Annotated in this window: 18 protein-coding genes and 1 pseudogene; 10 read left to right on the top strand and 9 right to left on the bottom strand. The window is 70.6% G+C overall.

Annotated elements, in window-relative coordinates:
* Window positions 1-19 precede the first annotated feature (19 nt).
* Window positions 20-961, bottom strand: a complete 942-nt coding sequence (locus ACFW0G_RS27030; protein ID WP_378328200.1) for a zinc-binding alcohol dehydrogenase family protein — start codon at window positions 959-961, stop codon at window positions 20-22.
* Between the two features lie 205 nt (window positions 962-1166).
* Window positions 1167-2774, bottom strand: a complete 1608-nt coding sequence (locus ACFW0G_RS27025; protein WP_378328199.1) for a carboxylesterase/lipase family protein — start codon at window positions 2772-2774, stop codon at window positions 1167-1169.
* A 324-nt stretch (window positions 2775-3098) separates the two neighbouring features.
* Here ACFW0G_RS27025 and ACFW0G_RS27020 point away from each other — a divergent pair, with 324 nt between their 5' ends.
* The 7 genes and pseudogenes from ACFW0G_RS27020 to ACFW0G_RS26990 all read left to right on the top strand — a co-directional run.
* Entirely contained in the window at window positions 3099-3776 is a 678-nt protein-coding gene (locus tag ACFW0G_RS27020; protein ID WP_378328198.1) for a TetR/AcrR family transcriptional regulator, read from the top strand.
* 70 nt (window positions 3777-3846) lie between these two features.
* Entirely contained in the window at window positions 3847-5019 is a 1173-nt protein-coding gene (locus tag ACFW0G_RS27015; RefSeq protein WP_378328197.1) for an FAD-dependent oxidoreductase, read from the top strand.
* A 303-nt stretch (window positions 5020-5322) separates the two neighbouring features.
* Entirely contained in the window at window positions 5323-5850 is a 528-nt protein-coding gene (locus tag ACFW0G_RS27010; RefSeq protein WP_378328196.1) for a DUF6069 family protein, read from the top strand.
* Between the two features lie 120 nt (window positions 5851-5970).
* Entirely contained in the window at window positions 5971-6180 is a 210-nt protein-coding gene (locus ACFW0G_RS27005) for a hypothetical protein (RefSeq protein ID WP_378328195.1), read from the top strand.
* A gap of 19 nt (window positions 6181-6199) precedes the next feature.
* On the top strand, window positions 6200-6946 hold the full coding sequence (locus ACFW0G_RS27000) for an ANTAR domain-containing protein (protein ID WP_378328194.1): 747 nt from the start codon (window positions 6200-6202) through the stop codon (window positions 6944-6946).
* Between the two features lie 54 nt (window positions 6947-7000).
* Window positions 7001-7672, top strand: coding sequence for a DNA alkylation repair protein (locus tag ACFW0G_RS26995; protein ID WP_378328193.1), 672 nt, complete (start codon window positions 7001-7003; stop codon window positions 7670-7672).
* 160 nt (window positions 7673-7832) lie between these two features.
* A pseudogene (locus tag ACFW0G_RS26990) lies at window positions 7833-8027 on the top strand (glutathione-dependent formaldehyde dehydrogenase); the annotation flags it as partial.
* Between the two features lie 72 nt (window positions 8028-8099).
* Here the strand turns inward: ACFW0G_RS26990 and ACFW0G_RS26985 are convergent.
* The 7 genes from ACFW0G_RS26985 to ACFW0G_RS26955 all read right to left on the bottom strand — a co-directional run bounded on the left by ACFW0G_RS26985 (window position 8100) and on the right by ACFW0G_RS26955 (window position 17033).
* Window positions 8100-8819 carry a LuxR C-terminal-related transcriptional regulator gene (locus tag ACFW0G_RS26985; RefSeq protein ID WP_378328192.1) on the bottom strand — a complete coding sequence of 240 codons (720 nt, stop codon included), beginning with the start codon at window positions 8817-8819 and terminating at the stop codon, window positions 8100-8102.
* A 56-nt stretch (window positions 8820-8875) separates the two neighbouring features.
* A complete protein-coding gene (locus tag ACFW0G_RS26980; protein WP_378328191.1) occupies window positions 8876-10672 on the bottom strand; it encodes an ABC transporter ATP-binding protein in 1797 nt (598 codons plus the stop codon).
* Window positions 10669-11091 (bottom strand): lasso peptide biosynthesis B2 protein, encoded by a 423-nt coding sequence (locus tag ACFW0G_RS26975; protein WP_378328190.1) that lies wholly within the window; start codon window positions 11089-11091, stop codon window positions 10669-10671. The genes ACFW0G_RS26980 and ACFW0G_RS26975 overlap by 4 nt, the downstream gene beginning before the upstream one ends.
* Window positions 11088-11345 carry a lasso peptide biosynthesis PqqD family chaperone gene (locus tag ACFW0G_RS26970; protein WP_378328189.1) on the bottom strand — a complete coding sequence of 86 codons (258 nt, stop codon included), beginning with the start codon at window positions 11343-11345 and terminating at the stop codon, window positions 11088-11090. Before ACFW0G_RS26970 ends, ACFW0G_RS26975 begins: the two co-directional genes overlap by 4 nt.
* A 22-nt stretch (window positions 11346-11367) precedes the next feature.
* Entirely contained in the window at window positions 11368-13185 is a 1818-nt protein-coding gene (locus tag ACFW0G_RS26965) for a lasso peptide isopeptide bond-forming cyclase (RefSeq protein WP_378328188.1), read from the bottom strand.
* Window positions 13186-13200: 15 nt separating this feature from the next.
* A complete protein-coding gene (locus ACFW0G_RS26960; protein WP_378328187.1) occupies window positions 13201-13308 on the bottom strand; it encodes a keywimysin-related RiPP in 108 nt (35 codons plus the stop codon).
* A gap of 215 nt (window positions 13309-13523) precedes the next feature.
* Window positions 13524-17033 carry an NB-ARC domain-containing protein gene (locus tag ACFW0G_RS26955; protein WP_378328186.1) on the bottom strand — a complete coding sequence of 1170 codons (3510 nt, stop codon included), beginning with the start codon at window positions 17031-17033 and terminating at the stop codon, window positions 13524-13526.
* Window positions 17034-17114: 81 nt separating this feature from the next.
* On the opposite strand from ACFW0G_RS26955, the gene ACFW0G_RS26950 reads away from it, so the two are divergent.
* From ACFW0G_RS26950 to ACFW0G_RS26940, 3 genes are all read left to right on the top strand, one after another.
* On the top strand, window positions 17115-18467 hold the full coding sequence (locus tag ACFW0G_RS26950) for a TrpB-like pyridoxal phosphate-dependent enzyme (protein ID WP_378328185.1): 1353 nt from the start codon (window positions 17115-17117) through the stop codon (window positions 18465-18467).
* Between the two features lie 39 nt (window positions 18468-18506).
* Window positions 18507-19292, top strand: coding sequence for a helix-turn-helix domain-containing protein (locus ACFW0G_RS26945; protein ID WP_378328184.1), 786 nt, complete (start codon window positions 18507-18509; stop codon window positions 19290-19292).
* A 144-nt stretch (window positions 19293-19436) separates the two neighbouring features.
* The gene (locus ACFW0G_RS26940; RefSeq protein WP_378328183.1) at window positions 19437-20618 is read left to right on the top strand and encodes a 4-hydroxybenzoate 3-monooxygenase; all 1182 of its coding nucleotides are present in this window, start codon (window positions 19437-19439) and stop codon (window positions 20616-20618) included.
* The last annotated feature ends 136 nt before the right edge of the window (window positions 20619-20754 follow it).

The following is a 20754-nucleotide window of genomic DNA, read 5'->3' as shown; positions in this document are numbered from 1 at the left end:
CCTCCCTGCCGCGCTCACCCTACCGAGGCAGCATGACCACCTTGCCGAACGGTGCGCCGCTTTCGAGTAGTTTCAAGGTTTGTTCGGCGTCACTCAGTTCGAGGCGCTGGTGGACCACGGGCGAGAGCTGTCCCTGCTTCCACAACGCCATGACCTCCTGCCACGACTCGCGCAGTTCCTCGGGTTTCACCGAGTTCAGGCTGAGCCCCAGCAACGTCGGCGACTTGTGGAAATCGCGCACCAGCGTGGCGATGACGTCTTCCGCCGGAGGGCCACCGGCGGCGCCGCACAGCACGTGGCGTCCGTTGTCGCGCAGTAGTTCGAGGTGTTTGGCCGTATCCGGGCCCGCGACCGTGTCGACGACCACGTCGTACGTCTGATCCGGGGCAGCGCTGCTGGTCCGGTCCACGATCCGCGCGGCACCCAGCTCCCGAAGCCGCTTACCGCGCGCAGGGGAGGAGGTGACCGCGGTGACCTCGGCACCGCGAGCGTGGGCGATCTGCGTGGCCAGTACACCGATTCCGCCGCTCGCGCCGCGAACGAGCACGTGTTCTCCCGCTGTCATCCCCGCGCGGCGGAGCGCGATCCCGGCGACGAGCGCGTTCACACCCAGTGCAACCGTCTCGACGGCGTCGGCGTCTTGCGGCACCGGCAGGACGCGGCCGACATCGGCGACGACCCAATCCGCGTAGCCGCCGACGCCGAGGATGGCCAGCACTCGCTGCCCCACCAGGTCACCCGGTGCACCGGGTCCCGCGTCCTGGACACGGCCGACGACTTCGGCCCCGGGCACGGAACCCGGGCCGGTACTGCCCGGGTACTCACCCCGGCGGACCATGACGTCGACGTAGCCCGCGCCGATCGCTTCGACCTCGATGAGCACCTGTCCGGGGCCGGGCGTGGGCTCCGGCACGTCGACGAGACGGACCTCTCCGGACGTCTGCACAACCGCTGCTCGCACAGCGACTCCCTTCACAATAACGTTCCGATTCGGATCGGAACGTTATTGTGAAGGAGGTGTGCTCGTCAAGGGCTTCCAGGCTTGTGCGGCGTGACTTACGCCGGAACCGAGGGACGCCCTGGGTGCGTCCACCGCACCGAGGGACGCCCCCGGTGCGTTCAACGCACCCAGGGACGCCCTTGTCGCGATCGGGCCGGGCCGAACCTCAGCGGGGTGACGGGCTGACGGAATCCCAGAACCCGCACTGATGCTGGTCGCCGATTTCGCGGGTCAGCACGCTGTCCCCGGCGGGCTGAAGCGACATGACCGCTGGATCCGTTGGGGTGTAAGGAATCCAGCGTGGGGTCCCGGTGACGGTGGGGTTGCCGGTGCGGGCGAATCCGGTCCATTGGGCGACGATCTGCCTGCCGTAGGCCGCCTGGTTGGGTGTGAGGGTGACGTTGGCGGGCAGGTAGAGGAACGTGTTCTCCGAAACGTGGAAGGCGCCGTTGGGTTTGCTCTGGTCGAGGAACCACGCCGGTGGCGAGTCCGTGTCGTCCACCTGGTAGGCGTAGACCGTCAGCCGCCGTGCCAGGTGCCGGGCGGTACGCAGGGCGGGACAGACGGAGTTCGAGTCGGCCACGATCGTGCGGTAGGCGAGAAACGCCGACGGCTCGGGGAATCGTTCGAGCGGGTAGCGGGCGAACACGGCCGGAGCCAGCTCACCGTACTGCTGCCGGACCAGTTCTTCGTACTGCTGGGGCGTGTCGGGCAGCGGGAGCTGCACGTCGTCGCGGTCGACGCCGATCATCAGGCGCACTGGGTTGACCTCGCCCTCCTCGAAGGCTTCGGCGGGGGAGAGCGGGATCGTGACGCCGTCGACGACGGGGGCGATCGTGCCGCTGTCGGCTTTCATCCCGTCGCCGGCCTGCGCCAGCAACCGCTCGACGGGGACGGCTCGCAGACAGCGGGCGACGTCGGCGGCCTGTGCGCAGCCGACCGCGGCGGTGAACCGGGCGCCGGCCCGCTGGGCCTCGGATTCGGTGGGCCACCGTGCCTTGCAGTCCTGTGCCTGCCAGGTGGTGTCGTGGCCGAACAGGGAGTTGTACTGCCCGCTCTGGCTGATTCCCCGGTGGAACAGGCCGCGGGCGCCGGGGGAGACCGTCTGCGCGCAGACGCTCGATCCGCCCGCGGACCCGCCGTAGATGGTCACGTTGTGCGGGTCCCCGCCGAACCGGGCGATGTTGCGCTGTACCCAGCGCAACGCGGCCTGCTGGTCCTGGAAGGCATAGTTGCCGGAATGCGGGCCGAGGGCTTCCTCGGCGAAGAAGCCCATGATGCCCAGCCGGTAGTGGATCTCGACGCTGATCACCCGGCCGGTCGCGGCGAGATGGCCGGCGTCGTGCGGGCCGAAGAGCAGGAAACCGCCGCCGTGGATCTGCACCATGACCGGGAGCGGGCCCGGCCCGGCGTCGCGGGGGACGCGGACGTCGAGGTTCAGGCAGTCCTCGTTGGTCTGCCGCGGTCCTTGCCGGGCGGGTTGCGGACAGAGGTTGCCCGGTGTGGTGGCCGGGAAGGGTTCCGTCCACGGGGCGACCGGACGCGGGGCGCGCCAGCGCAGTTCGCCGGTCGGCGGCGCGGCGTAGCGGATGCCGAGCCACGAGGTCACGCCGTTGCCGCTCACCCCGCACACCGGGCCGTCGGCGGTGACCACGTCGGTCCCCACCGCGCAGGGCGGCGGCGTGCCGGGTGCCGTCGCGGTCGCGCCGGTGGGCAGGAACACGGTCGCCGCGCACACCGCCGCCGCGGCCGCCAACCGTGCCGTCGCTGTCACGGTGATCACCTCTTTCGCGCATCGGGAAACGACGAGAACACCGCTGTGGGTCGAACGGGCCGATTCTTCGGCGAGCGCCCGTGCCGAGGCGACAGTTCTTCCGCCCCAAGGGATTTCCGGCGCTTCATCCCAGTTTCCCGGTACGGGTTCGGCACCCGCAACCCGCCGGTCGCAGTATCCGCTACCGCCGCGCCGCCGAACGCTGTCCTCTGTGGACGGTGCGACGGGCGGCGACGGCGGTGTGGACAGCGACCGGCGGGCGGGGTAGTCTCGAGTTGAACGAACATGTTCGTGACGAACGTGTTCGCAAGGAAGGAGGCGGGGATGGAACCTCGAAGCAGGCGGGAGCGCCCCGCCAAACCGCCGCTGTCCCGGCAGTGGATCATCGACGTGACGATCGGCATCATGCGCCGCGAGGGGCTGCGGAAGGCGACGATGCGCCGTGTCGCGAAGGAACTCGACACGGGCCCGGCCTCGCTCTACGTCTACGTCCGGAACACGGCGGAGCTGCACGCCGCGGTCATCGACGAGCTACTGGGCGGCGTGCGGATGCCGGCCGGGGGGACCTGGCAGGAGCGGCTGGAACGCCTCGTCACGGACTATCGCGACATCCTGGCCGCGCAACCGGGGCTCGCCCGGTCGGCGTTGGTGATCCGGCCGTCCGGCCCCCATCTGCTGACGCTGTACGACCGCATGATGGGCCTGCTCGTCGAGGGCGGGGCCGAACCGGGCCAGGCCGGTATCGGGGTCGACCTGCTGCTGTTGACCGCGACCGCGAGCGCGGCCGAACACGCCGTCCCCGAGGACGGGGACGCCGACGCGGACACGGACGGTCCGGCCAAGCAACGTGCTCTCGCCGACGCGGTCCGTGCCGCGAGCGCGGACCGCGCGCCACTGCTCGCGCGGCATGCCGAAGCGGTACTCGGCGGCACGCCCGGCGAGCGGTGGAGCTGGTACCTCAAAGCGCAGATCGCCGGAATCGTCGCGCTCGCCACCGAATGAGGCGGCCTGTCCTTTGTGGACTCCGATGCCGTCCCGCCCAGCCGACACCGAAGAGAAAGCAGACGAACTCATGCACACCACATCCCACTATCCGATCGCAATCGTCGGAGGCGGCCTCGGCGGGCTGACCGCCGCGCGCGTGCTCCACGTCAACGGCGTCGAGCCGGTCGTCTTCGAACTCGAGGCCGGGCGGCACGGCCGTACCCAGGGCGGCATGCTCGACATCCACGAGGACAGTGGGCAGAAAGCCCTGCACGCGGCCGGGTTGTTCGACGAGTTCCTGCGGAAGTACCACCAGGGCGGCGAGGCCATGCGCGTGCTCGACAAGCAGGGCACCGTGTTGCGGAACGAAGCCGACGACGGCGAGCTCACACGGCCCGAAATCGACCGCGGCACCCTGCGGGACATGCTGCTGGACGCGCTGCCCGAAGGCACCGTGCGGTGGGGGAGCAAGGTCACCGGCGTCCATGCCGTCGACGGTCACCCCGGGCGGCACGAAGTCACGCTCGCCGACGGCGGCTCCTTCACGACCGATCTCATGATCGGTGCCGACGGCGCTTGGTCCCGCGTGCGCCCCCTCGTCTCCGAAGCGAGGCCGGCCTACACCGGCATCTCCTTCATCGAGACCGACCTCTTCGACGCCGTCGACAAGCACCCGGCCGAGGCGGCGGCGATGGGTGACGGCGCGCTCTTCGCGCTCGGCGGCGACGTCGGCGTCCTCGGCCACAAGGAGACCGACGGCAGCCTGCACGTCTACTTCGGCTACCGCTGCGACGAGTCGTGGATCGACACCATCGACTTCACCGACACGCCGGCCGCGAAAGCAGCCGTCCTGAATCTTCTCGACGGATGGGATGACGCGCTGCGCGGCCTCGTCGCGAACGCCGACACCGCCCTCATCCCCCGCCGTATCAACGCCTTGCCCGTCGGGCACTCCTGGGGCCGCGTCCCCGGCGTGACCCTGCTCGGCGACGCCGCACATCTCATGTCCCCGTTCGCGGGCGAGGGAGCGAACCTGGCCATGCTCGACGGGGCGGAACTCGCGCTCGCGATCGTCGCCCATCGCGACGACGTCGAAGCCGCCCTCACTGCTTACGAAGCCGAGCTGTTCCCTCGCTCCGCGGCTTCCGCGCGGGAGTCCGCCGAGGGACTTGAAATGATCTTCGCCCCGGACGCGCCCAAGGGGCTCGTGGAGCGATTCGCCGCCTTTGACGCGCGGAAAACCGGGGAACCGGCCTCATGAGTGTCGGAGGCATCGATACGGGTTCCGGAACCGGCGTGGGTGTGCCCGGCCAGGTGGAGCACGCCCACGCCGGTGGGCGACGGCACACCCGGCGCGCGCTCACGGGTGTGCCCCCTGGATCGCCACGGGATGCCGGGGGAGGGTGGCAGACATCAGCGTCCCGCTGTGTCCCGCTGACCTGATAGAGCCCTGAGTCCCACGGACGTGGTGCATTTGCGTCACCGCCGTCGCGGTATCGGGCGCGATACGGCCGATCGCGCGACAATCGGGACCGGAGACCCGCGAGCGACGGAAGGACCGCAGATGTCCGACTACCCGCGTAACACCCGCCAGGACCGGCCCGGCGTGGACGCGGCCCGGCTGTGGGCGGGCGGTGTCGCCACCGCTGTGGTGGCGGCGTTGATCGCCATCGTCGGGCTGCTGATCGCCAGGGGGATCTTCGCGGTGGAGGTGCTCGCGCCGAAGGGCGACGGCATCTGGGGCAACGCGAGCACGACCACCTACGCCGTGGTGGCCGCGATCGTCGCCCTGCTCGCCACCGGGCTGATGCACCTGCTGAGCGTGGCGACGCCGTCGCCGGGGCAGTTCTTCGGGTGGATCATGGTGCTGGTGACCGCGATCGCGGTGGTGCTGCCGCTGACGCTGACCGTGAACATCAGCGCGAAGGTGGCGACGGCGCTGATCAACCTGGTGCTCGGGCTGGCGATCGCGGTGATCGTGAGCAGCATGGCGGCGAGCGCGCGGACGCGCTACCGCGGCCCCGCGGCGGACCAGGCACCGACCCGCCGCTGGGACCAGCCGGGACCGCCTTCGTCGTACTACGACAGCTGAGCGGGCCCCGGCGTCCGCTGTGAGACACACCACGAACGTTTCCTTCGGCGCCGAAAAGGGAAACCTCTCTCTGTACGCCGTCGTGGTTCGGCACGTGCGAGTCAGAAGGGGTGAACGACGATGACCGCGACATACGGCCAGACGTGGCATCCCGACCGACCTGAAGACGCCGGGAGCGCCGAAGAGGACGACGACCGGCCGTTGGCCGCCCTCTTCGCGCACTTCGACGACCTGAAGCGGCGGGTCAACAGGCACCTGTATTCGAGCGGCGAGGAACCCGAGGACCCCGAGGTCCCGCCGGCGGAGGCCCGGCCGCGGAACGTCGGCTGAGGACAGCGGAGGTCGCGTCATGGACGCCGGGACGGACGCGCTGAACCATCTCGACGTCGCCAACGAGGCGCTCGCGGATCTGCGTGTCGTGCTGGCCGAGGAACGCCATCTGGAGGCGCTGCTGGAGCACAATGTCTCCTTCGCCGCGCAGCTGATCGTCGAGGCCGACGCCGTGTCCATCACCTCGCTCACCTCGGCGGGGCCCCGGACCTTGGCAGCCACCGATCCGTCCATCGCCGAGTTGGACGGCAAGCAGTACGCCGCCGATCGGGGACCCTGTCTGGACGCGGCCCGTGATCGCCAGCCGGTGCGCGCGGTGATCGCCGAACGGCGCCGCGAGTGGCCGGAATTCTCCGAAGCTGCCGATGCGGTGGGGATGTCCACGTCCGTGTCGATCCCGCTGTTGCTGGACGACTCCGGCAATCCTGGTGAGGGGCGGCTGGTGGGGGCGTTGAACGTCTACAGCCGCTCGACGAAGGCGTTCGACCCCCTGGACGAGACGCTGCTGCGGCTGTTCACCACCGCCGCCACCGCGGTCATCGACTGCGCCGGTCGCTGGTACGAGGCACGCCGGACCATCACGCAGCTCGAACAGGCCATGACCACCCGCGCCGGGATCGAGCAGGCCAAGGGCGCGCTCATGGCCATCCACGGCTGCACCGGCGACGAGGCCTTCGCGCGGCTGGTCGAGCAGTCGCAGCACCACAACGTCAAGCTCCACCAGCTCGCCCACGACTTCCTGACGACGCTGCGCACCTCCGGCTGATCACCGTGCCCGGCTCGTAGGCTGGGGCCCGCACGGGGATGGACAGGAGGCCGAGTGACCGACACGACGGTGGCCGAGGTGCTGGCCGAGCTGGCCGCGCTCGAGGACCCGAAGATCCGCGAGGTGAACGAGAAACACGGTGACGAGCACGGGGTGAACCTCGGCAAGCTGCGCGCCCTCGCGAAGCGGCTGAAAACGCGGCAGGAACTCGCCCGCGAGTTGTGGGGGACCGGTGACGCCGCGGCGCGCCTGCTGGCGACGCTGATCTGCCGCCCGAAGGCGTTCGAGCGTGCCGAGCTGGACGGCATGGTGCGCGAGGCATGCGTCCCCAAGGTGCACGACTGGCTCGTGAACTACGTGGTGAAGAAGAGCCCGCACGCCGAAGAGCTGCGCCTGGCCTGGTCCGCCGATCCGGATCCGGTCGTCGCGAGCGCGGGATGGGCGCTGACCACCGAACGCGTGGTGAAACAGCCCGAGGGGCTCGACCTCGCTGGACTGCTCGACGTCATCGAGGCGGAGCTGAAGGACGCCCCGGGTCGTCTGCAGTGGGCGATGAACAGCTGCCTGGCCCAGATCGGGATCGGGCACGCCGGGCACCGCGCCAGGGCGATCGACATCGGCGAGCGCCTGGAGGTGCTCAAGGACTATCCGACGCCGCCGAACTGCACGTCGCCGTTCGCGCCCGTCTGGATCGCCGAGATGGTGCGGCGGCAGCACGGCGTGTAGCCCGTCCCGGAAGCGTCAGCCCTCGACAGGCGGGCGCGCGACGACGAGTTCCCGTGCCGCCTCGGTGTGCGCGAAGGTCAGCTCCCTGGCCTGCACACCGTCCCGCGTTTCGATGACCGTGGTGATGTGGTCGAGTTCGTCGGCGCGGTGGGCGAGCGACCTGCGTAGGGGACAGGCGAACGTCCGGCACTGGGCCGGCGAACTCCTGCCGCCGCTCACCGGTGACGACGATCCGCTGGGCGTGGAAGGGTTCGCGACGCACAAGCTCCCCCTCGAGGACGCGCCGAAGGCGTACGAAATCTTCCAGAAGAAGCAGGACGGTGCCCAGAAGATCCTGCTCGAAACCGCCGACTGAGCGTCGGCAGGTCCATAACGGACGTCCGAAAAGGACACTGAGTGGGAGTGGTTCCGGCGGCGCCGGCCCGGATCACCCCGGCGACCCGGGAAGCGATCGAGGCCCGCAACCGGCGGCGGCCCCCGACGCGGTGCCGCGCACGCCCTGTGCGCCGAGCCGGAACCCGAGCGCCATCCGTGACGTCGTGCCGAAACGGTGCTGCAGCTCCGCGACCACGGTGCGTACCGTGCGGCTGCTCAGCCCGAGCCGGTTCGCCACCTGGTGATCCGTCGCGCCCTCGACCAGGAGCTCCGCGACGCCGAGCTGGCGCACGGACAGTCCGGCGCGTGCGGGCAAGCCGCTGTCGAGTGGCCGGGAATTCGCCCACAGCAGGTCGAACAGCTGGTTGCACAGGACGGCGATCGGGGTGTGGAGCACGAGGGCGCCGGCGTCCAGATCGCCTTCGTCGAGCGGCAGCACCGCGAACCGGGTGCCGAAGATCAGCATGTGCCGCAGCGTGCCGTCGTGGACCCTGACCTCCGTCCTCCGGCCGGACGCCTGGCCGCGCAGCCGGTCCAGGCCGACGAGTCTCGGGTCGACCAGCAGCCGGCGTCGCCCGCTGCCCGCCGCGGGGCATTCGAGGAGCGCGGGATCGCACTTGTCCGCCCACGCCCCGCACAAAACCCCGTGCACGAATTTCGCCATTTCGGCCAGCTGACAGATTCTTCTCAGCACCGCGGTCCGGTCGTGCAGGATCTCGACGAATTCCATTCGGCGGACCCATTGGCCATCGGTCAGCTGGTTGAACGACATTCGACTACCACCGGGCCCATCAGAACAGCGCAGCGAACGAGGAACGGAATCAATTCTTAGCAGTGCGCGGACGGTTCGCCAGGGCCATCCAGGGGATGGGATACCGACGATCGGGCCATCGTGGCGAAGCGATCTTCGACGAATTGACTGGTGATGAGCCGACGGTAAAGTTCGCTGGTTTCGACGAGTTCCGCATGGCTGCCGTGGCTGTCCACCCTGCCCTCGTCGAGCACGATGACGTGGTCGGCGCCGCGCACGGTGGACAGCCGGTGCGCGATGACGACCAGCGCGCATTCACCGGCGACCCGTGCGAGAGCCTCGGTCAGCGCCAGCTCGTTGATCGCGTCGAGGTGTGCCGTCGGCTCGTCGAGTAAGAGCAGGTCGGGCTGGGTGAGGAGGGCGCGTGCGATGGCGACGCGCTGTCGCTCGCCCCCCGAGAGCATGGTGCCGCGTTCACCCACCTGGCTGACAAGCCCGTCCGGCAACCGGTCGACCAGCTCCGTGAGGCAGACCAGTTCGAGAACCCGGGCGAGCGCCGCGTCGCCGGCCTCCGGTGCCGCGTAGGTCAGATTCTCACGCAACGTTCCGTGCAGGATCGGCGCGTTCTGATCCACCAGTGCGATACGCGAACGGCAGTGGTCGCGGTGCAGGCGTGTGACATCGACACCATTCAACAGGACGCTTCCGGAAAGTGGTTCGTGAAAACGCTCGACCAGTGAGAAAATTGTCGACTTGCCCGCGCCGGACTTACCCACCAGTGCGATATTCGCTCGTGCGCCGACGGTGAACGACACTCCGTTCAGCACCGGCCGCGTGGCGTAGGAGAACCGGACATCGCGGAATTCCAGGACGGGGGTGTGTGGTGCGCGAGGCGCGGGAGCACGGACTCCGGCGTCGTTTTCGACGGGAATCGCCGCCACCTCGTGCACGCGCTGCATCGCGCCCATTCCCCGCTGGATCAGCCCGATGCCCTGCAACAGCGAGACGAGGGGGACCACCAGATAAGTGGCGTACAGCAGGAACGCCACCAGGTTCCCGAGCGAGGTGGCGTCCGCCGCCACCCTCGTCCCGCCGATCAGCAGCACGAGCAGCAGCGAACCGCGGATGGCCAGTTCGACGGCCGGGGTCATCACCGAGGTCAGCCTGGCCGCGCGCACGCCCGCGGCGTAAGCCGACTCGGCCCGCCCGGCGATCCGCCGTTCCTCCCGGGTTTCGGCCCTGCTCGCCCGGACCGTCCGGATCGCGCCCAGCGCGCGCTCGAGATCGGCGGTCATCTCGCCGACACCGCGCTGCGTCTGCTCGCCCGCGGTGCGGAGCCTGCTGAGCAACGACACCACGATGACGGCCGCCACCGCCACCGTCGCGGCGACGATCAGGAACAACACGGGGTCGAGCAGCAGCATGAGCACCACCGTGCCGATTCCCGTCAGCCCGCCGGAGACGAGGTGCACGGACGCCGTGGAAACGACGTCGCGCAGTACGGTGGTATCGACGCTGAGCCTCGCGATGAGGTCACCGAGGCGGTGGTCCTCGTATTCCCGCATCCGCAGCCGCAACAGCCGTGCGATCAGCCGGCGCCGGACCCCGAGCACGACTCCCTCGCCCGAGCGTTCCAGCAGGAACAGGCCGAGACCGTCCACTGTGGCCTGAGTCAGGAAGAGCGCGGTGATCCCGGCGATCAGCCACCACGGCAGCGGCCGCGTGCCGACCGTGTCGACGGCGTTCCTGACGAGCAACGGCTGCACCATGCCGAGACCGGAGGCGGCGACGGTGAGCGCGATGGCGAAGGCCAGTACCCGCCGGTGCCCCGCCGTCAGCCGCAGCAGATCGCGGAAACCGGCGCGAGCGGTCATTCGGGCGGCCCGACGGCGAGGAGCCGCCCGAAATACCCGGACGGCGCGCCTTCGTCGACGAGCCTGTCTTCGGCCTCGATCCAGGCGTGGGCGCCGAACGGCGGCTTCATCCGGACGCCGGCGCACCACGTCGGCCAGGTACCGCCGAACCGGCACAGGACGGCGGCGGCGAGCGACCTCGGCAGGCAGCCCTGCGGGCCCCGGCAGGTCAGGCTGACCGCGAGGACGGCGTCCCGCGCGGACTTCGCCTGCTCGTACGAGGCCGGGCGGGCGCCACGACGGAGCACGCGCAACAGGGCCTTGATCCGCCGGGGTGGCAGCTTCGCGATCAGCTTGGCCAGCACGACCGCGAGGCGGGCGGAAGACCGGCGCCCGAGCGGGACGGGCAGCGGGCGGCCGAGCGCGCTCGGCGTGGTCACGGTGTCACCAGCCCTGCCGAACGCAGGCCCGCCACCAGCGCCGTCACGTCCCGCTCCGCCTGCTCCTTCGACACGCGGTACTCGCCGGCGAGCGCCTCGGCGGCCTGCTCGGCGCTCCGGCCTTCGAGCAACGCGCCGACCACGAGCTTTCCGGTCGGGTTGAGCTGGAAATACCGGCCCGCGCGCTCGTCGAGCAGCACACTTCCGTAGTCGGTGTCCACAACGGACACTTCGGCGCGTAACGTGAGGCCCATCTCTCCTCCTGGAAAATCGGGACTACTTCGAAAGGGTGCGCAGCCAGACCTCGCAGCCGATGGTCGAGTAGAGGACGGCCTCGCGCAGTCCCGGCGTGTCCGGGCGGGAAGCCAAGGCGCGCAAGCGATCCCGGTCGACGAGACCGAGCCGCGCCAGCAGCGGGTCGTCCCAGAGCCGGGCCAGATCGCCCCGGTTCTCCCGGAGCCCGGCCGCCGCGTCCATCGAGGCCTGCGCCTTGCTGGTCCTGGCGAGACATTCGGCGGGCACCACGCCCCGCATCGCCTCGGTCAGCACCGGTTTGTAGGCCCACGGCGTCACCCGGTCCGCCGGCCTGATCGCCAGGCACGCCTCGATCACCCGGTCGTCGAGATACGGCGACTGGATCGGCAGCCCGGCCCGCGCGCTCATCTGCTCCCACTGCCGGATGATCCGCGAGCAGGCCCGGATCTGGTCGAGGTCGGTGTGTTCCCCTCGGGTGGCGCCGAGCGGTTCCGCCGACCTCGCCGCCTCGCGGATGGCCGCCGCGGCGAGCTGTCTCGCCTCCGGAGTCACCCAGTCGAACAGCCGCGGCGGGCAGCCCCAGCCCAGCGCCGCGGTCACCGGCGCGGTCTTCGGCGCGGACAGGTCGTCCGCGGTGTCGGCGAGCCACCTGCGGTACGACCGCGAATCGGCGAGCGCCCGCACCATGTCCCCGAACGGCCAGGTGAACAGGGCACGGAAACCCCGCAGCTGCCGGAGCGCGAACAGCGGCCGCCGCCGGAGCACCGTGTGGTAGTGCGCCTCGGAACACCAGGCGACGTGGTCCCCGCCGATGCCGGTGAGCCGGACCCGGCTTCCCTTGGCCGCCAGCGGTTCCAGATCGCTGAGCAGCCGCGCCCTGTCCATCATGCCGATGCTGGGCTCGTCCAGCGGGTCGTCGATTTCCAGCAGCTTCTCGTAGACCAGCGGCGATTTCCCCGCGTCCCACACCAGGTGCTCGACCTCGGGCAGATGAGCGGCCGCCCGCTTCGCCCAGCCGAGGTCGTCGTCCGCGGGGTCGATGCCCGGCCAGGTACTCGCGATCACGCGAGCGTCGCCGCGCGCGGCGAGGAAGGTCACCGACGTCGAATCCAGGCCACCGGACAGATCACACGCGACAGTCCCGCCGCCCCGGGTACGGGCGTCCACCGCGGCGGTGAGTGCTTCCCTGACCAGCGGTGCGCCCTCGGCGAGGCCGCGGACCGGGCGCGGTGGCCGCCACCAGGTCGCCGTCCTCGTGTGGCCGTCGGGTTCGAGCACCAGTGCGTCCCCGGGGCGCACGCCGTCGATGCCGTGCCACAAAGGCTTGTGCAGCAAGGGATGCGGCACGGGGAAGAGCAGCCGCACCGACACGGTCTGCTCGTCGAGGTCCGCCCCGGTGACCTCGGCGAGAATGTCGGCGCGGTCCGCGGCGACCGCGATTCCGCCGATTTTCGCGTGATGGACCAGCCGCAGACCGGACGCGGTGCCCTGGACCCGGCACCGGCCGCGCACGGCGGCGACCAGGTGGAAGCTGCCCGGGAGCTTACGGGCCAGGGCATCGAGCTGGGCGGGATCACGGACGCGCCCGGCCTCGGCTGTCAGTTCGTCTGCCGTGACCGGGCAGCAGCCGATCACCGCCAGCAGCGTTTCCCCTGCTCGGACGGCGACGATCCCGCCGTCGCGCCACCGGCCGGTCAGCCACGGCCGTCCCGAGACGTGGGGCAGCGTCCGGGACCCCTGCGCGCGAAACCGCGGGGCCACGGCAAGGCCCGCCTCGTGGTCGGGAAAGACCGCGAAGTACTCCTCGCCGTGACCCAGCATGCCCAATGCCTCAGGCATCGACGTTCGGCGTACTCAGTTCTTGCTGAGGATCAGCCGGTCGTTGCCGTGGAACTGCAGCAGTCCGGTGACCTCTTCGAACTCGCCGGCCTCCGTCAGCGTCGGGGTCTCGTACTCCTTCATTCCGCTCACCTCTCCCTGGGTCGCATGGGTTGGACAGCGCGCGCTGTGACCGAACGTAACAAGCCGTGGCGGGTGGCCAAACCCCAGCGGGCTTCCGGAAGCGGCAATTGCCACAAGCGGAAGTCCCTTCGCGTCCCGATGGCTCCGGCCCGGTACGCGGCCGAGTCGAGGCGCTATCGGAGTCCACAATGGACTCTTCGGGGCTGGTCGCCGGGCTACCCGGCAGGGCGGGCTTCCGGTCGCACGTTCGCCAGGCGGAGTCGCGCGATGCCGCGTGCGGTGCCGACCACGAGGGTGCCGTCGTGATCGACGGCCAGTGCCGTCACCTCGGTATCGAGATCGACGTCGCACAGGATTTCCCACTCGCAGGGGTGGGCGAGCCGCTCCGATCGTTTCGGTTCCGGGGTGGGAACGAGGCGGGCGAGCCGCAGGACGCGGCCGCCGAGGGCGGCGGCGGCCACGCCGCCGGAGAGCCGCAGAAGCGCGGTGTCGTTGGCGATGATGGCGCCGCCGTGGTTCGGCCGCCGCCGGAAAGTGGTGTCGTACACCTTGTCATGCAACGACTTCGCCGCCAGATGCTTCTTCGCCCCCGGCGCCCAGGCGTGCAGGAAGGCGTCGTGGAACACCACGAGCGGCTCGTCCCCGGTCACGTCCGTGCCCGGCAGCACGCCGACCATGATCGACCTTCCCGGCCAGAAGGTGATCGACGGGCCCGGCTGCCCGGTCCTCGGGTCGTGGATGCTCAGGCGGCCGGTGGCGCCGTCGTTGACGACGAAGTGCCCGTCGGAAGTGCTCATGGCCGTCGGTTCCCGCGACGGCAGCTGCCAGAGCTGGGCGCCGTCGGCCAGGTCCCAGGCGCGGACGGTGCCCTCGTCGTCGGTGAGCAGCACCCGTTGCCCGTCCGTGCTGGTGCAGGCGAGTGCCCGGCCCGTGACGGCCGCCGGGCAGGCGGTGCGCTCCCCGGTGGCCGGATCGACCAGCGTTGGTGGTCCCTGGGCGGTGTCGCACACCACCCGCGGGCCGTCCCGGTCGTCCGGCGCCGCGATCAGTGCCGTCGGCCGCGCGTCCAGCACCACTTCGCGAACCGGCCGTCCCTCCGACCACACCCGCAGGACCGGGCCCGCGTGCCCGGTCACCAGGAGCCCGCCGGCGACCGCCAGGTGCCCGACGCCGGTAGGTGTGGCCGGCTCTCCGCCGAGCAGCTCGCGCACGTCCCACAGCCGCACCGTGCGGTCGTCGAACCCGCCGGTCACGACCACGACGCGGCCGTCGGGCAGCGTGGTCGTCGCCACGGCCTGGATCGGGCCCGAATGCGCGTGCACGAGGGTGCCCACGCGGTCGTCCGGGGTGGCGGTGATCCACATGCTGCCACCGCCGTAGCAGCTGACCTCGCTCCCGTCCGGAAGCCAGGTGGCGACCGAGGATCGCGCGGAGCACCCGCGGTCGTCCTCCAGCACTTTCCCGCTGATCACGTCCCAGGAATGTGTCCAGCCCGCTCCCGACACCGTCGCCCGATGGTCTCCTCTGTCCGAAGTGGACTGTAGGTCGAGCGCGAACCGGTCCGCCGTTCCGGGCCACGGCGTGCGGATCCTGCGGCCCGTCGCGGTGTCGATCGCCCACACCGAGACGTCCTGATAGGACACCGTCGACGCGACCAGATGGACCAGCCGGTGCGCACGCACGATCGCGACCACCGGCCCGCCGGGCGCCGGGGTCCACAGGATCCGGTGCACCCCGGGCAGGATGTCCTCGCGGTAGTCGTTCCAGTAGGCGTACCAATCGATGTCCGGTCCGGCCGGTTCGAGCGCGAGCAGGTCTTCGACGTAGTCCTCCGTCCCCGGCTCGGGATCGTCGGGCTCGGACGGCTCCGGCGCCGCCGGGAGATCCTCGGAGCGTTCGCGTGCCGCCGACGCGTCCCATGGATCGACGGTTTCGACAGGATCGACGGGGAGCGGCGGCAGCTCCCAGCTCACGGGTTCTCCGCTGTCGACGTCCCAGGCCCGGATCTCCCCGGTCATGGTGCCGGCCAGGAAGACGTGACCGCCGCCGGTGAGCGGGACGCATGCCAGCGCCTCCACCAGTTCCGGCAGTGGCCACGGCGAGTCGGCACGCTGGTTGCTGTGCGCCTCGACGATCCGGACGTGGTGGCCGACGTCGAGGCTGAACACCAGCACCCGGCCGTCGGCGAACGGGACCGGCGCGACGTCGATGACCTTGGCGTTGTGCCGGGTCAGGATGTGGTGCGGCGGCTCGGTGTGCCAGTCGGTCCAGGTGCATCGCCACGGCGAGTTCACGGCGAGCCTGCCCGCCGCTTCGGTGAGGGTGGCCGCACCGGTCTGACGTGCCGTGAGTTCCAGGTAGGCGGGCCGTTCTCCCGGGGGCTGGTCGCGCAGGTGGTGCGCGGCCCGCTGATAGGCGAGGCCAGCCGTCCGGGCCTGCTCGCTCTTCGCCTGAGACAGGCAGGGCAGGAGCCCGGACTGCTCTGCGGCGAGCAGGAACCCCGCGTCGGTCAGCAGTGGGTCGAGCCTGCCCGCGTCGGCCGCGTGCCCCGCCAGGTGCCTGAGGGTGTACGGCCTGGCCGTGGCCCAGTCGGCCGGCGCCTCCGCGCGCAGTGCGTCGGCCAGTCTGCCGCTGACGTCGGCCAGCTCGTCTTGACCGAGCGTCTGGCGCAGGTAGGTGCGCAGCACGTCGTGCAGCCGCATCGTTTCGTCGCGGACCTCGGCCAGCGACAGGTCGACGAGCTGCCGGGTCAGCCGACGGCACGCCGCTGGTGCCAGCCCGGCCGCGCGCCACAGGAGATGCACCACCGCCACGGGAACGTCGACGTCCTCGGGGAACACTCCCAGCTCCAGGAACCGGGTGCGCCCCACCGGTTCCAGGCGCCGGATACTCGCCTCGACGGTCGCGCGGACGGCGTGGTCCCTGCGGTCGGCGCTGTCGAGGTCGAGGCTGCCGGGACCGTCGAGCGACAGCTGTCCGGCCACCAGGTCCGCTGCCGCGTCCGGGGCCGTGCCCTCGGCGACGGCCTGCCGGAGGGCGGCGTTGACCAGCGCGAGCAAAAGTGCCCACCGGCCGGTGAGCCGGAGCAGCCGCTCGGTCCTGGTCAGCCCGGGCAGGCCGAGGGCCAGCAGCGACCGGCTTTCGCCCGGGCTCAACGGTTCCACGGTCACGGCCCGCACGGTCGCGGGCAGGGTGCCACGGGATCGGGTCGTCGCCACGATCTGGACACCGGCCAGGAGGAACGGGGACAGCCCGCCGGCCGTCCACACGTCGTCGACCACCAGCAGCGTCCGCTCGCGGTCACCGAGCAGTCCGGCCAGCCGGTGCGCGGCGGCCGCCGGGTCGACGAGCGTGGGGCGGCTCCCGCTCAGCAGCTCGCTGAGGTCGTTGATCTTGTCCGCCAGCACGGGATCCGGCACCTGCTCGCCCAGCGTCACCCACAACACGCCGCCGGGGAACGCGTCCCGCACCCGGCGACAGACCTGCGCGACCAGGGTCGTCTTGCCGAAACCGCCTCCGGCGACGACGCCGATGGTGGCGTCACCGGCCAGTATGGACGCGGTCAGCCGCTCGGCGGCCTCGGCCCGCTCGACGAGTTCCCTGGCAGGCTCCGGCACCATCCACACCGGCCCCGCCGGATGCGCCTGACCGGCGAACGTGACGGTCCTGGCCTGCACGACGGTGCCGACCACCACCCCGCTCACCTCGTTGCGCGTGTCCGCCACCGGACAAGTATGCCCATGCGGCCACGGCTGGCATCGGTGGCGAGGCCGTCCTATGGTCGGTTCGCCGACCTAGGAGGCGTGATGTCCGGACGCACGAAGTACACCCTGGACGAGGCCGATCTCCCCACCCGGTGGTACAACGTCGTCCCCGATCTGCCCGAGCCGCCACCGCCGCCGCTGCATCCGGGCACCCGCGAGCCGATCGGGCCGGAGGATCTGGCGCCGCTGTTCCCGCAGGCGCTCATCGCCCAGGAGGTGTCCGGCGAGTCGTATGTCGAGATCCCGGAAGAAGTCCTGGACGTCTACCGGCTGTGGCGGCCTTCGCCGTTGTTCCGCGCGCGGCGGCTGGAGAAGGCGCTGGGCACTCCCGCGCGCATCTACTACAAGTACGAGGGTGTCAGCCCGGTCGGTTCGCACAAGCCGAACACCGCCGTGCCGCAGGCGTTCTACAACGCGGCCGAGGGGGTCACGCGGCTGACCACCGAGACCGGGGCCGGCCAGTGGGGCAGCGCGCTGGCGTTCGCGTGCGCGCAGTTCGGGCTGGACTGCGAGGTCTGGCAGGTGCGCGCGTCCTACGACCAGAAGCCGTATCGCAAGCTGATGATGGAGACGTTCGGCGCGACGGTGTACCCGAGCCCGTCGGAGCTGACCGCGTCCGGAAAGGCGATCCTGGCGGCCGATCCGCACTCGACCGGCAGCCTGGGGATCGCGATCAGCGAAGCGGTGGAGCAGGCGGCGGCGGATCCCGCGGCACGGTACGCGCTGGGCAGCGTGCTCAACCACGTGCTGCTGCACCAGACGGTCATCGGCGAGGAGGCGCTGCGGCAGTTCCGGCTGGCAGGGGACACGCCGGACCTGATCGTCGGCTGCACCGGCGGCGGCTCGAACTTCGGCGGGCTCGCGTTCCCGTTCCTGCGGGAGAAACTGGCCGGGCGGATGGACCCGGTGATCCGCGCGGTCGAACCGGCGGCGTGCCCGTCGCTGACGCGCGGCACCTACGCGTACGACTTCGGTGACACCGCGGGGCTGACGCCGTTGCTGAAGATGCACACGCTGGGCCACGAGTTCATCCCGGACCCGATCCACGCCGGTGGGCTGCGCTACCACGGGATGGCGCCGCTGCTGTCCCACATCTACGAGCTGGGCCTGTTCGAGGCGGTCGCGATCGGGCAGCGGGAGTGTTTCGCCGCGGGGGTGCGGTTCGCGCGCGCCGAGGGCATCATCCCGGCGCCGGAGCCGACGCACGCCCTGGCGGCCTGCGTGCGGGAAGCGTTGCGGTGCAAGGAAACCGGGGAGGAGAAGGTGATACTGACCGCGCTGTGCGGGCACGCGCACCTGGACCTCCCGGCGTATGGCGCGTATCTGGCGGGGGAGATGACCGACAACGACCTCTCGGAGGAGGCGCTGAGCGCGGCGCTGGCGACGCTGCCCTGAGCCCGTGGCGTGGCCGTCTCGGCGGTAATGTGGCTGCCGATGCCGGAACCTCGCCAAGCCGCGAAGCCGCCTTCGACGTTCCCGGCGAAGGTGTCGCACGGCAGCGGCTGGCTCGACCACGGCTTCCACATGGACCCCCACTCCCACACCGACGGGCAGCTGGTGTACGCGGCATCCGGGGTCGTGGCCACCACGACGGAGCGGGGGAGCTGGGTCGCGCCGGCCAGCCGGGTGACGTGGACGCCGCCGGGCTTCATGCACTCCCACCGCTTCTACGGCAGGACCGACGCCCGTCTCGTCGTCATCCCCGCCGACGTTTGCGGGGATCTCGTGGCGCATCCCAGCGTGTTCGCGGTGAGTCCGTTGCTGCGCGAGGTCCTGCTGGCGCTGACCGATCGGCGGGAGACCCGTCCCGGCGCCCGTGAACGGCTGCGCGCGGTGGTGCTCGACGAACTCGTCGAGGCCCCCGACGAGTCCGTGCACCTGCCGGAGCCGCGCGACGACCGGCTGCGTGCCGTCACCGATCTGCTGCGCGCCGATCCCGCCACGGCCGCGACACTGGCCGAGCTTGGCCGGACCGCGGGCGCGAGCGCGCGCACGCTGAGCAGGCTGTTCCACACCGAGCTCGGGATGAGTTTCCACCACTGGCGCACCATCCTGCGCATCCATCACGCCCTGGTCCAGCTCACCGACGGCCGGTCCGTCACCGACACCGCGATCGCGTGCGGCTGGTCCAACCCCACGAGCTTCATCGAGGCGTTCACCGCCATCGTCGGCCAGACTCCCGGGCGCTACCAGGCCGATCTGCGCGCCGGCGGCAGGTAGCCGCTCAGGTTGGCGACTTTCCGGTATCGGCTGTCCGGTTACCGGTGGTCGGCAACTCGTCATGGGGCGATCGTGGTGATCGACAGCGGTTGCGGAACCCGGCGCTGTCGATCATCGGGCTTATTCGAGGAAATAGGGAAACACATGAGTGAAACAGCTGAGAAAACTGCCGTGGTCATCGTCGGCGGCGGTGTCGCCGGACTCGCGCTCGGCAATTTCCTGCTGCGCAGTGGTATCGAATGCGTCATTGTGGAGAAGCACAGCCGGGACTATGTCGAGCGCCGGCAACGGGCCGGGGCACTCGACGGCCGCGGGGTGCGGATGTTCCGTGAGTGGGGCCTCGAAGAGGTCATGGGCGGCTCCTCCGCCGCGCCCCTCGAATCGGAGGGAATGCCGCTGCGGATCGAGGGAGAACTGCGGCATTGGACGGCCGGGTGGGACGATGGCGAGGAGCGGGACGGCGCGGGTGTCTTCTGCCCCCAGCAGGTTCTCGTCCGGAACCTCATCGAGGTCTTCCTCCGCGACGGGGGCGATCTGCGCTTCGAAGCGGGCGACATCTCCCTGGAGGACCTCGACGGCGAGCGCCCGCTGGTCCGCTACCGGGACGCCGCGGGCGCGGCGAAGGTGATCAGCTGCGACTTCGTCGCGGGCTGCGACGGCTACCAGGGCGTCAGCAGGGCGTCCATTCCCGCCGACGTCCTCACCTGCTACTCCCATGAGTTCGGGTACGCGTGGCTGGCCGTCCTGGCCGAGGTGCCCGCGGATCCGCCCGCCGTGATGGCGGTGCACTCGCGCGGCTTCGCCGCACAGATCACGCGCGGTCCGGACGCGAGCCGGCTCTACCTGCAGTGCCCGCTCACCGACACCCTCGAGGACTGGCCGGACGAGCGGATCTGGAGCGAGCTGGCGGCCCGGTTCGGCGAACCCGTGGCGGTCACCGGCCGGATCGCCGACAGGCAGCTCGTGCCGCTCCGGTGTGTGGTGTTCAGCCCCATGAGCCATGGCAGGCTCTTCCTGCTCGGGGACGCGGCACATCTCGTTTCCCCGATGAGTGCGAAAGGGATGAGCCTCGCCCTTCGCGACGTCGAAGTTTTCGCGCGTGCAGTCGTGCACCAGATCGAGAAGGACGATCCGAGTCTGCTCGGAGAATACTCCGAGACCTGCCTGAAGCACATCTGGGACGTGCAGACATTCGCCGTCGGGGTCACCGAAACAATACACAACGCCGGTGACGCCTCCTACGAAGGTGAGTTCCGCAAGCAAATCGCCCGCACCGAACTGGAACGCATGGTCGCGCCCGCCGCGGTGGACCGCGTTTCCGGGTAACCGGCCGCTTGACGGACGCGGGTGCGCCGGGAAAAGGATCTTGGGCCGCCCGGCAGCACCCGTGTCCGGCCACCAGGGCAATTTTGTCCACCTGATTGCCGGAATGACCCGGACGAACCGGACCGATAGCGTGAGC

It is taken from the genome of Amycolatopsis sp. NPDC058986 (assembly GCF_042741125.1).
Taxonomy (GTDB): domain Bacteria; phylum Actinomycetota; class Actinomycetes; order Mycobacteriales; family Pseudonocardiaceae; genus Amycolatopsis.
Note: the sequence above shows the minus strand (reverse complement) of the source record. Positions and strands in the feature narration are given on the sequence as shown.